Consider the following 13,186-nt stretch of genomic DNA (forward strand, 5'->3'; position numbering starts at 1 on the left):
GCTGCTGCAGCAGATGGCCGTGGAACAGGCCGTGCCGGGCGCCCTGGACGAGACCGATCCCGACACCGAGGCGGGGCGCCGCCTGGCCCCGGCCCTGGCCCCCGACGAGACCCAGCTGCTCTACAGCATGGCGGTGCACGGCCGGGCCGAGCTGCCGCTGGCGCCGGATGAATACGCCGGCCTGGCCATGGTGCTGCTGCGCTTTCTGGCCTTCCCTTCGACCGAGGGCGGCGCGGCACGCGGCGCGACGCCGCCGAGTCGCTCCAGCGCGCCGCTGGTGGCCCCGGCGGCCGCCGCCTCCGTGGCCGTGCCGGTGACGGCCCTCCGAGGGGATGCCGCCGCCGCACGCGCCGCAGCGGCCGCGCCCAGCCCCACCGTGGCGCCTGCCGTGCCCGCGCCGGTGGCGCCAACTGTGCCCGCGCCAATGGCGCCGGAGGCGGTCCGCCCCGCGCCGGCCCCGGTGGCCGCTGCTGTGCCCGTGCCGGCCCCGCGTGTGCCGGTGACGCCCGCCACGCCTCCCCAGGCATCGGCCTCCGTGCGGGCCGCGTCCGCACGACCGCAGCCGCCGGTGGCCGCCGACGAGCCGCCGCCCTGGATGGACGAGGCACCGTTCGAAGGTGAGGTGGTGGCCCGGCCCGCGGCCCGCAGCCCCCGCAGCGCCGATCCTGAACCCGAGCCTGCCTCGCTCGGGATTCCGGACGATCCCCAGGACGCCGCGCCCTGGCCCGATGAGGAGATGGCCGCGCCGGCCCCTGCCGTGCCGGCGCGCCGCACGCTGCCCGAGGTGGCGCGCACGCCGCTGGGCGACCGCTGGGCCGAGGCCGTGGCCGGCATGCAGGCCACGGGCAGCCTGGTGGCCCTGGTGCGTGAATTGGCCCTGCAGTCCGAGCTGGTGGCCATCGCGCCGGCTGCCGACGGGCAGGGCGAGCAGTGGCAGTTGCGTGTGGAGCGCGAGCCGCTGCGTGCGCCGCCCCTGGTGGACAAGCTGCAGAAGGCCTTGCAGGCCTGGGCGGCACAGCCCATCCGTCTGCAGGCCGTGGCCGGGGTGGCCCAGGATTCACCGGCCCTGCGCGAGACCGAGCGACTGGCCCGGCGCCAGCGCGAGGCCGAAGAAGTGATCCAATCCGATCCTCTGGTGCAGTCGCTGCTGGCGCAGTTCAGCACGGCGCGCATCGTTCCCGGCTCGATCAAGCCGGTCTGATCTGAACACGTTCTCGAAAGGAAGCTCCCCATGATGAAGGGTCAACTCGCCGGCCTGATGAAGCAGGCCCAGGCCATGCAGGACAACCTCAAGAAGGCCCAGGAAGAGCTGGCGCTGATCGAGGTGGAAGGTCAGTCCGGCGCTGGACTGGTCAAGGTCCTGATGACCTGCAAGAACGACGTCAAGCGCGTGACCATCGACCCCAGCCTGCTGGCCGACGACAAGGACATGCTGGAGGACCTGGTGGCCGCCGCCTTCAACGACGCGGTGCGCCGTGCCGAGCAGACCAGCCAGGAAAAGATGAGCAAGCTGACCGCCGGCCTGCCGCTGCCCCCGGGCATGAAGATGCCGTTCTGACCGGACCAGTGTGTCCCAGACCGCCCTCGAGACCCTGATCGACGCCCTGCACCGCCTGCCGGGCGTGGGTGTGAAGTCGGCCCAGCGCATGGCTTTTCATCTGCTGCAGCACGACCGTCAGGCGGCGGCCGAGCTGGCTCGGGCGCTCGACGGTGCCCTGACGGCGGTGCACCACTGTGCCCGCTGCTACACCTTCACCGAGGGCGAGCTTTGCCCGGTGTGCAGCGATGACGCGCGGGATGCGCGGCAGCTGTGCGTGGTGGAGACACCGGCCGACCAGGCCGCGCTGGAGCGCACCGGCAGCTACCACGGCCTTTATTACGTGCTGATGGGGCGCATGAGCCCGCTCGATGGCGTGGCCTTGTCCGATCTGGGCAGCCAGGGCCTGGTGCAGCGCGCGCTGGATGGCGTGGTGGAGGAGGTGATCCTGGCCACCAGCTTCACGGCCGAGGGCGAGGCCACCGCCCATGTGCTGGCCCAGGGCCTGAAGAGCCGGGGCCTGAAGGTGACCCGGCTGGCCCGTGGCGTGCCCGCGGGCAGCGAGCTGGAGTACGTGGATCTCTCCACGATCGCCCACGCCTTGAACGACCGCCGCTGAAGGGCGGCGGCCTCTACTGGGCCCCTGCGGGATCAGCGCTGGGCGACGCGAACGCTCGACTTGGCCGAGGGCTTGCCGGCGGCGCTGGCCGTCTTGCTCGAACGGGTCTCCACGGCGCGGGTCTTGCGCGACGAGTTCCTGCTGTCCTTCTTGGCGGGGGTGGCATCGGCCACCACCTTGGTGGCGCGCGCATGGGTTTGTGCGCCGCTCTTGCGGGAGGCGCTGGCCGGCGACTTGCCACGGCCGGCTTCCTCGCGATCGTCGTCCGCACGGGCCACGGCCACCGCAGCGGCCTTGGTCGGCAGGTAGACCACATAGCTGCTGCCCGACTTGAAGCGGCCGGACGCCGAGGTCTTGTTCCATTGCGCCACCTGGCTGGCGCTGACCTTGTAGCGGCGGGCCACGTCCGCCACCGATTCGCCCTTGCGGCCGGCCTTGAACCAGACCTTGCGCAGCGGGGGCACATCGGGGGCCAGCGCAATCATGCCGCTGTCAGCCACCTCGGCCGACACATCGGCCATGCGGTTGGCCGAGCGCGGCACCAGCAGCGTGGAGCCTGACTTGACCAGCATCTTGGCCGGGATGCGGTTGACGCGGCGCAGGTCGTCCTCGTCCATGCCCACCATCTTGGCGGCATCGGCCGGGCGCAGGGTGCGGGGGGCGACCCAGGCGGTCCAGCTCGCCAGTTGGCCCTGGTACTGCTGGATGTTCGAGACGAACTTGGCGGCGGCGTCATAGGGCAACAGCACCTGGTCGGTGCCGGCCGCCAGCATCACCGGCTTGTTGACCTGCGGGTTGAGCTGGCGGAACTCCTCCATCGATACGCCGGCCAGCTTGGCGGCCAGGTCCACGTCGATGTCGCGGTCCAGCGGCACGCTCAGGAAGTAGGGGTGGTTCTGCAGCGGCGGCAGGGCCACGGCGAACTGCTCGGGGTGGGCCACGATGTTCTTGATGGCCTGCAGCTTGGGCACGTAGTTGCGGGTCTCCACCGGCATGCGCAGGCTGTCGTAGTCGGTGGGCAGACCGGCCGCCTCGTTGCGCTTGATGGCCTTCTGCACGCTGCCTTCACCCCAGTTGTAGGCGGCCAAGGCGAGTTGCCAGTCGTTGAACATGCCGTAGAGCTTTTGCAGGTAATCCAGCGCGGCCCGGGTCGATGCGAGCACATCGCGCCGGTCGTCGCGGAACACGTTCTGCTTGAGCGCGAAGGTCTTGCCGGTGGCCGGCACGAACTGCCACATGCCCGAGGCCTGGGCGGTGGAGACGGCGTGCGGGTTGAACGCGCTTTCGACAAAGGGCAGCAGCGCCAGCTCGGTGGGCATGTGGCGCTTCTGGATCTCCGAGACGACGTGGTAGAGGTAACGGCTGCCGCGGTCCACCATGCGCTGGATGTAGTCCGGCTTGCTGGCGTAGAACTGTTCCTGCTTGTGAACCAGGTCGTTGTCCAGGTCGGGCATGCCGAAGCCGGCCCGGATGCGCACCCAGAGGTCCTCTTGGGCGGCGGCCGACTGGGTGTCGACGGGTTGGTCGGCATTCAGCGGGTCCACCGGCACCGGGGCGGAGGCCGCCTGGCCGCTCGCCAGCGCCGCCAGCGGGGCGCCCTTGCGGTCGGGGGCCTGCGCCGGGCTGAGGTCAGCCAGCGGCGGCGGCATCCCGGCGCTGCCGCTCAGGCTGGCCGATGGGGTGTTGCTCTCGGGGTTCGAGGTCGTTGTCGCGCATCCGGATAGAAGGGCGGCCAGCACGGCCACGAAGCTGAGGGCTTGTCTCATCGGTAGGTGTTCTTCCAGCCGCGCAAGGCGGCAAAGACGGAAATCTCGTCGTGGACGGAAGGGTCCTGCGAGCGCGCGCTCGCGATGACCCCGGGCTGCGAGCAGCGGAGGAAGGGATTGATCTCCCGCTCCACCGAGAGGGTTCCGGGCAGGGTGGGCAGGCCCTGCTCGCGCAGCGACTGACAGTGTCTGGCGAAGCGCTGAAGTTCCCCATTGTCCGGCTCGACCTGCAAGGCGAACTTGAGGTTGCTCAGCGTGTACTCGTGGGCGCAGCAGACCCGTGTGGCGCCCGGCAGGGCGGCGATGCGGGCCAGCGAGTCCGCCATCTGCGCGGGCGTGCCTTCGAAGAGGCGCCCGCATCCGGCGGAGAACAGGGTGTCGCCGCAGAAGAGCAGCGGCGCTTCGGCGGGCGTGCCAGGCAGGAAGTAGGCCACATGGCCCGCGGTGTGACCCGGCACGTCGAGCACCTCGAAGCCGAGGTGCTTCCACTGCAGCGATTGACCGCCCGAGCAGGGCGTCACGTCGACGGGCATGGCCTCGCCTGCAGGCCCCCACACCGGGCCGCGCAGCAGGGGCAGCAGGTCCTGCAGTCCGCCCACATGATCGGCATGGTGGTGGGTCACTAGAATGCCGGTCAGCGTCAAGTCGCGGGCCTCGAGGGCCTGGCGTACGGGCGCGGCATCACCCGGATCGACCACGAGGGCCTCGCGGCCATCGTGCAGCATCCAGATGTAGTTGTCGGCAAAGGCGGGAAGTGCGACGAGATCCATGACGACAGGTGAAGCCCCGATTATAGGGTTGGCCCCCTGGCTGGAGACTCCCCCCGGGCAGTACCTGCTGGCATGGGAGCAGGCTCAGCTGGACGAGGCCGTGGTGGACCTGTTCGGCTTCCATGCCCTGCAGATGGGCTTGCCCCAGTTGCAGGGGCTGCGGGCCAATCGCATGCCCAACCGCTGGCTGGCCTGCGGGGCCTTTGGCGCGGAGGATGTCGAGGCCGGCACCGGCCACGCACTCTGCTGCGAGCCGGAGTACCTGCCATTTGCCGACCAGAGCCTGGACTTGGTCGTGCTGCCGCACACGCTGGAGCGTGCCGCCGATCCCCACCGCAGCCTGGCCGAGGTGGAGCGCGTGCTTCGACCCGAGGGGCGGGTGGTGATCGCCGGGCTGAACCCGGTGAGCTTGTGGGGGCTGCGCCAGCGCGGCGGCCGACTGGCCCGCTGGGCGGGGCTGTGGCGGCCGCAACCCTGCTTTCTGCCCGCGGGTGAGGAGTGGATCGGCTATTGGCGGTTGCGAGACTGGCTGCGCCTGCTGAACTTCGAGTTGGAGGTGGGGCGCATGGGCTGTTATCGTCCGCCCCTTTCGACGCAGCGCTGGCTGGACCGCTACGCGTGGATGGAGCGGCTGGGAGGCCATTGGTGGCCCGTGCTGGGCGCGGCCTATTTCATCGTGGCGGTCAAGCGGGTGCGCGGCATGCGCCTGGTGGGACTGAGCCGCAGTCCACGCGCTGCGGGGGCCGCGGCCACGCCGGCCTCGGTCATCGGGCGCTGGCCGCCCTCCCGCAGCCATGAGGCACCGTCCGGCGGGCCGTCGACGCGAACACACACGGAAGACACATGAGCGAGGTCACGATCTACACCGATGGCGCCTGCAAGGGCAACCCGGGCCCGGGCGGCTGGGGGGCCTGGATGCGCTGGGGTGAGCATGAGAAGGAGCTCTGGGGTGGCGAGCCCCAGACCACCAACAACCGCATGGAGCTGACGGCGGTCATTCAGGCGCTGACGCTGCTCAAGCGGCGCTGCACGGTGGCCATCTACACCGACAGCGAATACGTGCGCAACGGCATCACAAGCTGGATTCACGGCTGGAAGCGGCGCGGCTGGCGCACGGCCGACAACAAGCCCGTCAAGAATGTGGAGCTGTGGCAGCAGCTCGACAGCTTGGTGGTGCAGCACGACGTGGCCTGGCACTGGGTCAAGGGCCATGCCGGTGACCCGGGCAACGAGCGGGCGGATGCCCTGGCCAACCGGGGCGTCGATTCAGTGGGCCGACGCTGAGGCGCTCGGCGGCTCAGCCGCCGATGTAGTGCATCTCGACCCGCGGGGTCGCCGCGGACGGCGCCTGCTGTGTGCCGCGGAGCTCGGAGTAGCGGTCGTCGCGCGTGCGCCAGATGTGGCGGATGCGGCGCGCCAGCGCGTCATCTGCCGCGCCCCCGCGGATCAGGTCGCGCAGGTCGTGCCCCTGGCTGCCGAACAGGCAGGTGAACAGGCGGCCCTCGGTGGACAGGCGCATGCGATTGCAGTCGCCGCAGAAGGCATGGGTGACACTGGAGATGAAGCCCACCTCGCCGCGTCCATCGGCATAGCGCCAGCGCTGGGCGGTTTCGCCGGCCGGCCCGTCCTGCAGTGGCTGCAGTGGCCAATGGGCTTGCAGGCGCGCGCGCACCTCGGCCGAGGGCACGACCTCGTCCATGCGCCAGCCGTTGGTGGCGCCCACGTCCATGAACTCGATGAAGCGCAGACGCACCTGATCGCCATAGCGATCGCGCATGTAGCGCGCCATTGGCACGATCTCGTGGTCGTTGGTGCCGCGCTTGACCACCATGTTGAGCTTCACCGGCGCCAGGCCGGCGGCCAGCGCGGCGTCGATGCCGGCCAGCACCTCGGTCACCGGGAAGCCGACATCGTTCATGCGCTGGAAGATGGCGTCATCCAGCGCATCCAGACTCACCGTGACACGTCGCAGCCCAGCGGCCCGCAAGGCCTGGGCCTTGCGGGCCAGGATGGAGCCATTGGTCGTCAGGGCAATGTCCACCGGGGCACCTTCGGGCGTGCGCAGGGCGGAGAGCTGGTCAATGAGCTGTTCGACCTGACGGCGCAGCAGGGGTTCGCCGCCGGTCAGGCGCAGCTTGCGCACCCCCAGCCGGACGAACACGGCGGCGGTGCGCGTGATCTCCTCGAAGCTCAGCAGCGAGGCATGCGGCAGGAAGTGGTGTTGGTCATCGAAGACCTCCTTGGGCATGCAGTAGCTGCAGCGGAAGTTGCAGCGATCGGTGACCGAGATGCGCAGGTCGCGCAAGGGGCGCCCCCGGGTGTCCAGCAGGGGCGTGGCAAACAGATCCGCGGGAAATTCGTCGGAGCCGGGGAGCTGCGGGACGAGGGAGGCGTGTTCGGCGGTCGGCAATGAGGACGCGTCGCGCAGCAGGATGACCTTGCGTTTCATGACGCGCCTATTGTCCGGCAGGGGGCGCCACGAGGCGCCGCGGAGCCCCTTCAGGGCGCCGGGTTGTTGTTCAGCTCGTTGCCGTTGATCTGGGGCACGCGGCGGGCGCCGGTGAAGCGCTTGACCCAGTAGGATTCCCGCATGTCTTCGATGCGCACCTCGCTGCCGGTGCGGGGCGCATGGATGAACTTGCCGTCACCGATGTAGATGCCGACGTGCGAGAAGGTGGCGCGCAGGGTGTTGAAGAACACCAGATCGCCCGGGCGCAGGTCCGAGGCATTGATCTTCAGCAGGCCCGGGGCCTTGGCTTGTTCCTCGGCGCGACGGGGCAGCACCAGACCGATGCTGTTCTCGAACACATGCCGGGTGAAGCCCGAGCAGTCGAAGCCCTCGCTGGCGTCGTTGCCGCCGCGGCGGTAGCGCACGCCGATGAAGTTCATCGCGGAGACGACCAAGTCGGACGCCGTGCTGCGAACCTGGCCCAGCAGGGACTTGTCGGGGCTGTCCGTGCCCGGCAGGGTCGCGGTCGATGGGGTGCTGTTGACGGGCAGCAGGCCGCGCTGTTCCAGCAGCCGCATCACCGGGTCACCTGCGCCACCCGCATCCGGGGCGGCGTGGGAGGCCACGCCAGCCAGGGCCAGCGCGGACAGGAAGGTGGATCGGTGAACCCAGCGACGAGCCTTGTGCAGTGCCTTTTGGTGAAGGGATACGGCAGGCGCAGTCAGGTGTTTCTTCATACGGTGATGCACCGGTCGAGGATAGGCGACAAGCCAGAGGGGTGTCAAGCCTTCAAAAGCTCGAAAAGCCAATCCGGACAGGTACTTGTGCCCGGGCAAGGCAACAAACTGAAAACAAAGGCCGCGCGGACGGCGCGGCCTTTCGGGGGGCAGGGGTGATCAGAGGACGTCGGAGGCGAAATCCGCCAGCCGTGAACGCTCGCCGCGGGCCAGGGTCACGTGGCCGGAATGGGGCCAGCCCTTGAAGCGGTCCACCACATAGGTCAGGCCCGAGCTGCCCTCGGTCAGGTAGGGCGTGTCGATCTGGGCCAGGTTGCCCAGGCAGACGATCTTGGTGCCGGGCCCCGCGCGGGTGATCAGGGTCTTCATCTGCTTGGGCGTGAGGTTCTGGGCCTCGTCGATCAGCACGAACTTGTTCATGAAGGTGCGACCGCGCATGAAGTTCAGGCTCTTGATCTTTATCTTGCTGCGCACCAGGTCGTTGGTGGCGGCGCGGCCCCATTCGCCGGCGCTCGAGTCGCTGCGGGCCAGCACTTCCAGGTTGTCATCCAGGGCGCCCATCCAGGGGCCCATCTTCTCTTCCTCGTTGCCAGGCAGGAAGCCGATGTCCTCGCCCACGGGCACGGTCACGCGGGTGACGATGACCTCGCTGTAGCGGCGGTCCTCCATCACCTGGGACAGGGCGGCCGCCAGGGTCATCAGCGTCTTGCCGGTGCCGGCCGTGCCGGTCAGGGTGATGAAATCCACCTCGGGATCCATCAGCAGGTTCAGGGCGAAGTTCTGCTCCCGGTTGCGTGCGGTGACGCCCCAGACGGCGTTCTTGCTGCTGGCGTAGTCGCGCAGGGTCTTGAGCACCGCGGTCTTGCCGGTGATCTCGGTCACGCGGGCGTACAGCGGGGCTTCGCCCGGGGCTTCCAGGTAGACGAACTGGTTGACCATCAGCGCCGGCACCAGCGGGCCGGTGATGCGGTAGTAGGTGTGGCCGGCCTGGCTCCAGCTTTCCATGGTCTTGCCATGGCGCTCCCAGAAGTCGGCGGGCAGCTGCAGCACGCCGGTGTAGAGCAGGTCGCCGTCTTCCAGCGTCTTGTCGTTGAAGTAGTCTTCGGCGGCCAGGCCCAGTGCGCGGGCCTTGACCCGCATGTTGATGTCCTTGGACACCAGCACGACCTCGCGCTTGGGGTGCCGTTCGCGCAGCGACTGGACGACCCCCAGGATCTGGTTGTCGGCCTTGCCCTGGGGCAGACCGGCAGGCAGCGAGACGTCGAGGAAGGTGGTCTGGAAGAACAGCTTGCCGCCGGCTTCCTTGTGGCCAGTCTTGGCCAACGGCACGCCTTCCTGGCTGTCCGGGCCGCCTTCGGCCGCCAGGGCGTCCAGTTCGCGGCTGACCTGACGGACATTGCGCGCCACCTCGCTCATGCCCTTCTTGTGCCCGTCGAGCTCCTCGAGGGTGATCATGGGCAGGTAGATGTCGTGCTCGTCGAAGCGGAAGATCGACATCGGGTCGTGCATCAACACATTGGTGTCGAGCACGAAGAGCTTGGCCGGGCCGGTGCTGCGCGGCTTGCGGGCCTTGGCTTGCGGCGCAGGTGTGGCCGCCGCAGGGGCGGGGGGCTTGGCGCGGCTGGGGGCCTTGACGGGCAGGCCGCCGCTCTGGCGCGCGGCTGGCAGGTCCGCTGTGTCGGAGCGCAGTTCCAGCGCGGGGTGGGGCTCCTCAGCTTGGGCGGGGGCCGCTTTGGCGGAAGCTCGGCGGGTCTTGGGGGCCGCCTGGGTGTCGTAGGCGGTGGTCGGCAGGATCGCGGCGCGGGTGGCAGGAGGCTTGGGCAGGGGCATGGACGTCGGAACCTGGGCTGAAACGAGAAGATTCAGAAACAAAAAAGCCGCACAGACGACTGTGCGGCTTTTTGGGGGATGCGCGACGGAAATTGCTCGGGCATGAACCCATTATGCACAAGTCGCGCAGCGTGTCAGGTCGGGTGTGTCAGGCGGCCACTTTCAGTTCCTGGACGGCTTTCAGGACCTCGTCGACATGGCCGGCCACCTTGATGCCACGCCATTCGGCGCGCAGCACGCCGCCGGCATCGATCAGGAAGGTGGAGCGCTCGATGCCCTTGACCTTCTTGCCGTACATGATCTTGTTCTTGACCACGCCGAACATGTGGCAGAGCTTCTCTTCGGTGTCGGCGATCAGTTCGAAAGGCAGACCCAGGTTCTGCTTGAACTTGTCGTGCGAGGCCATGTTGTCGCGGGACACGCCGAAGACCACCGCACCCGCCTTCACGAATTCCTCGTGGTGATCCCGGAACTGCATCGCCTCGGTGGTGCAACCGGGCGTGTTGTCCTTCGGGTAGAAGTACAGCACCACAGTTTGACCATGAAACGATTGGGGTGTGAACTTCACACCACCCGTCGCTTGCGCTTCAATGTCCGGAAGGGGTTTGTTGAGGGCTGGCGTCATGAGAATGGGTGTTCGGCTGGGGCCTGGAAAAGGCTCAGCTGGGCATTATAAGTTGAACCGCCCGGCTTCCCGACCAATCCCCCCAGATCCGGCAATTGTTCCGAAGGGTGTTCCTGCGGTGCAGCAAGACGCTTGCGCTTCAGGCGCAGGCGGTCTTCCGGCCCTGCGTTCCTGGCCGACCAGTCAGATCAGCAGTGCTGCCACCACCTTGCGGCCTTCGCTGACCAGCACGTTGTAGGTGCGGCAGGCCGCGGCGGTGTCCATCGTCTCGATGCCGATGCGGTGCTCGATCAGGGCGCGGTAAAGCGTGGGCGACACGAAGGTGTGTCTGGTGCCGCTGCCGAAGATGACCAGTTCGGGAGCCAGTGCCACCAGGGGGGCGAAGTGCTCGGCTGTCAGGTCGGTCGGCAGAGATGCGTTCCAGGCCTGCACGGCACCTTGCCAGGGCACAAGCACGCTGTGTTCGTACGAGGACTGCCGCACCCACACCCGGCCAGGCTCGATGCGAGCAATGGCGTTGACGCCGTCCAGCGAGTCGGGTTGGAATTTCACGAATGCTCCTGCGCGATAAAGGCCTGCGGCCTATGTTTTAATTATAAGTTTCCCCGACCTGTGGGCATGTGGGCTCAGGGCCATTGCAGGAGATTGCGGTTTGAAACCGATTGCCAAGTCCAGCAAGCTTGAAAACGTGGGTTATGACATCCGGGGGCCTGTGCTGGACAAGGCCCGCCAGATGGAGGATGAGGGTCAGAAGATCATCAAGCTGAACATCGGCAACGTCGCCGCGTTCGGCCTGATGCCGCCTGACGAGATCATCCAGGACATGATCCGCAACCTGCCCGAGGCCGCCGGCTACACCGACAGCAAGGGCCTGTTCGCGCCGCGCAAGGCGGTGGTGCACTACTGCCAGGAAAAAGGCATCAAGGGCGTCACGGTGGACGATGTCTACCTGGGTAACGGTGCCTCCGAGCTGATCGCCTTCAGCATGAACGCCCTGCTGGACGCGGGCGACGAGGTGCTGATTCCTTCGCCCGACTACCCGCTCTACACCGCCGTGGTGTCGCTGTCCGGTGGCACGCCGGTGCATTACCGCTGCGACGAGGGCAGCGGCTGGCTGCCCGATCTGGACGACATGCGCGCCAAGATCACGCCCCACACCAAGGCGCTGGTCATCATCAACCCGAACAACCCGACCGGCGCGCTTTACCCGGACGAGGTGCTGCGCGGCATCGTCGAGCTGGCGCGTCAGCATGGGCTGATCGTCTTCGCCGACGAGATCTACGACAAGACCCTGTACGACGGCGTCACGCACACCAGCATCGCCTCGCTGGCCGAGGACGTGGTGTTCCTGACCTTCAACGGCCTGTCCAAGAACTACCGTTCCTGCGGCTACCGCTCGGGCTGGATGGTGGTGTCGGGCGACAAGAAGCGCGCCAAGGACTACATCGAGGGCCTGAACATGCTGGCCTCGATGCGCCTGTGCGCCAACACGCCGGGGCAGTTGGCCATCCAGACCGCGCTGGGCGGCTATCAGAGCATCAAGGACCTGGTGGCCCCCGGTGGCCGGCTGGCCCGTCAGCGCGATCTGGCCTACGACCTGCTGACCCAGATCCCGGGCGTCAGCGTGGTCAAGCCCAAGGCCGCGCTCTACATGTTCCCGCGGCTGGACCCGAAGATGTACCCGATTGCCGACGATCAGCAGTTCGCCTACGACCTGCTGGCCCAGGAGAAGGTGCTGATCGTGCAGGGCACCGGCTTCAACTGGCCCGAGCACGACCACTTCCGGGTCGTCTTCCTGCCCAACACCGATGACCTGACCGAGGCCATCGGCCGCATCGCCCGCTTCCTGGACGGTTACCGCAAGCGTCACAGCAGCTGAGCCTTCGTCCACGGACAATCTCTCTTTCCCCAGCCTTCTCAAGACTGAGCATCCCCATGAAACCCATCCAGGTCGGCCTTCTCGGCATCGGCACCGTCGGTTCCGGCACCTTCCACGTGCTGCAGCGCAACCAAGAGGAAATTCGGCGTCGCGCCGGCCGGGGCATCGAGATCACCATGGTGGCCGATCTGGATGTCGAGCGTGCCCGCTCGATCGTGGGCGAGGGCGTTCGCGTGGTGGGCGATGCCCGTGAGGTGATCGCCAACCCCGACATCGACATCGTCGTCGAGCTGATCGGCGGCTATGGCGTGGCCAAGGCCCTGGTGCTGGAAGCCATCGCCGCGGGCAAGCATGTCGTCACCGCCAACAAGGCGCTGCTGGCCGTGCATGGCAGCGAGATCTTCGCCGCCGCGCGCGCCAAGGGTGTCACCGTGGCCTTCGAGGCCGCGGTGGCCGGTGGCATTCCCATCATCAAGGCGCTGCGCGAAGGCCTGACCGCCAACCGCATCGAGTGGATCGCCGGCATCATCAACGGCACCACCAACTTCATCCTCTCCGAGATGCGCGAGAAGGGCCTGGACTTCAGCGTGGTGCTGAAGGAGGCCCAGCGCCTGGGCTATGCCGAGGCCGACCCGACCTTCGACATCGAAGGCGTGGACGCCGCAGGGTGAGCCGGCGATTATGGCACAAATGAAACAGGCCGGGCAAACCCGGCCTGCAAGGTCGACCTCCAGGGCCTCAGGCGCCCCGGGGGCGTCGCTCTCAGCTGCCCTTGGCCAGCAGCGTCCAGGTCTCCACCACCGAGTCGGGGTTCAGAGAGATCGAGACGATGCCCTCGGCCGCCAGCCACTGGGCGAAGTCGGGATGGTCGCTGGGGCCCTGGCCGCAGATGCCGATGTACTTGCCTGTGGCGCGGCAGGCCGCGATGGCGCGCGAGATCAGCGCCTTCACCGCAGGATCGCGCTCATCGAAAT

The 13,186-nt window shown here is 68.0% G+C and carries 13 protein-coding genes and 2 pseudogenes; 7 read left to right on the forward strand and 8 right to left on the reverse strand.

Annotation, left to right across the window (positions count from 1 at the left end):
- The 3 genes and pseudogenes from I73_RS17100 to recR form a co-directional block, all read left to right on the forward strand.
- Window positions 1-1,201, forward strand: a pseudogene (locus tag I73_RS17100) (DNA polymerase III subunit gamma/tau); the annotation flags it as partial.
- A gap of 30 nt (window positions 1,202-1,231) precedes the next feature.
- A complete protein-coding gene (locus I73_RS17105; protein ID WP_022981730.1) occupies window positions 1,232-1,558 on the forward strand; it encodes a YbaB/EbfC family nucleoid-associated protein in 327 nt (108 codons plus the stop codon).
- A 10-nt stretch (window positions 1,559-1,568) separates the two neighbouring features.
- Window positions 1,569-2,156 carry a recombination mediator RecR gene (gene recR, locus I73_RS17110; RefSeq protein ID WP_022981731.1) on the forward strand — a complete coding sequence of 196 codons (588 nt, stop codon included), beginning with the start codon at window positions 1,569-1,571 and terminating at the stop codon, window positions 2,154-2,156.
- A 32-nt stretch (window positions 2,157-2,188) separates the two neighbouring features.
- Here the strand turns inward: recR and I73_RS28615 are convergent, their stop codons facing one another.
- Entirely contained in the window at window positions 2,189-3,922 is a 1,734-nt protein-coding gene (locus I73_RS28615) for a transglycosylase SLT domain-containing protein (RefSeq protein ID WP_022981732.1), read from the reverse strand.
- Window positions 3,919-4,692 (reverse strand): hydroxyacylglutathione hydrolase, encoded by a 774-nt coding sequence (gene gloB, locus I73_RS17120; RefSeq protein ID WP_022981733.1) that lies wholly within the window; start codon window positions 4,690-4,692, stop codon window positions 3,919-3,921. Before gloB ends, I73_RS28615 begins: the two co-directional genes overlap by 4 nt.
- On the opposite strand from gloB, the gene I73_RS28620 reads away from it, so the two are divergent.
- Window positions 4,691-5,539 (forward strand): class I SAM-dependent methyltransferase, encoded by an 849-nt coding sequence (locus tag I73_RS28620; RefSeq protein WP_051049253.1) that lies wholly within the window; start codon window positions 4,691-4,693, stop codon window positions 5,537-5,539. The genes gloB and I73_RS28620 overlap by 2 nt on opposite strands.
- Window positions 5,536-5,976 carry a ribonuclease HI gene (gene rnhA, locus I73_RS17130; protein ID WP_022981735.1) on the forward strand — a complete coding sequence of 147 codons (441 nt, stop codon included), beginning with the start codon at window positions 5,536-5,538 and terminating at the stop codon, window positions 5,974-5,976. The genes I73_RS28620 and rnhA overlap by 4 nt, the downstream gene beginning before the upstream one ends.
- A gap of 13 nt (window positions 5,977-5,989) precedes the next feature.
- Here rnhA and moaA read toward each other — a convergent pair whose 3' ends face one another.
- From moaA to I73_RS17155, 5 genes are all read right to left on the reverse strand, one after another.
- Complete coding sequence (moaA, locus tag I73_RS17135; RefSeq protein WP_022981736.1) at window positions 5,990-7,141, reverse strand: GTP 3',8-cyclase MoaA; 1,152 nt, start codon at window positions 7,139-7,141, stop codon at window positions 5,990-5,992.
- Window positions 7,142-7,191: 50 nt separating this feature from the next.
- Entirely contained in the window at window positions 7,192-7,767 is a 576-nt protein-coding gene (locus tag I73_RS31005; protein WP_374701962.1) for a C40 family peptidase, read from the reverse strand.
- A 270-nt stretch (window positions 7,768-8,037) separates the two neighbouring features.
- A complete protein-coding gene (locus tag I73_RS17145) occupies window positions 8,038-9,708 on the reverse strand; it encodes a PhoH family protein (RefSeq protein WP_022981738.1) in 1,671 nt (556 codons plus the stop codon).
- Between the two features lie 148 nt (window positions 9,709-9,856).
- On the reverse strand, window positions 9,857-10,333 hold the full coding sequence (locus I73_RS17150) for a peroxiredoxin (RefSeq protein WP_022981739.1): 477 nt from the start codon (window positions 10,331-10,333) through the stop codon (window positions 9,857-9,859).
- A gap of 183 nt (window positions 10,334-10,516) precedes the next feature.
- Window positions 10,517-10,885 (reverse strand): Mth938-like domain-containing protein, encoded by a 369-nt coding sequence (locus tag I73_RS17155; RefSeq protein ID WP_026096871.1) that lies wholly within the window; start codon window positions 10,883-10,885, stop codon window positions 10,517-10,519.
- A gap of 100 nt (window positions 10,886-10,985) precedes the next feature.
- Between I73_RS17155 and I73_RS17160 the strand changes: the two genes are divergently transcribed.
- The gene (locus tag I73_RS17160) at window positions 10,986-12,212 is read left to right on the forward strand and encodes a pyridoxal phosphate-dependent aminotransferase (protein WP_022981740.1); all 1,227 of its coding nucleotides are present in this window, start codon (window positions 10,986-10,988) and stop codon (window positions 12,210-12,212) included.
- Between the two features lie 56 nt (window positions 12,213-12,268).
- Window positions 12,269-12,877: pseudogene (locus I73_RS28630) on the forward strand (homoserine dehydrogenase); the annotation flags it as partial.
- A gap of 97 nt (window positions 12,878-12,974) precedes the next feature.
- Here I73_RS28630 and I73_RS17170 read toward each other — a convergent pair.
- Window positions 12,975-13,186: putative PEP-binding protein (locus I73_RS17170; RefSeq protein WP_026096872.1), on the reverse strand; the 212-nt coding region annotated here is incomplete at its 5' end.

Source organism: Ideonella sp. B508-1 (assembly GCF_000333615.1).
In the GTDB taxonomy this organism is placed as follows: Bacteria; Pseudomonadota; Gammaproteobacteria; order Burkholderiales; family Burkholderiaceae_C; genus Ideonella.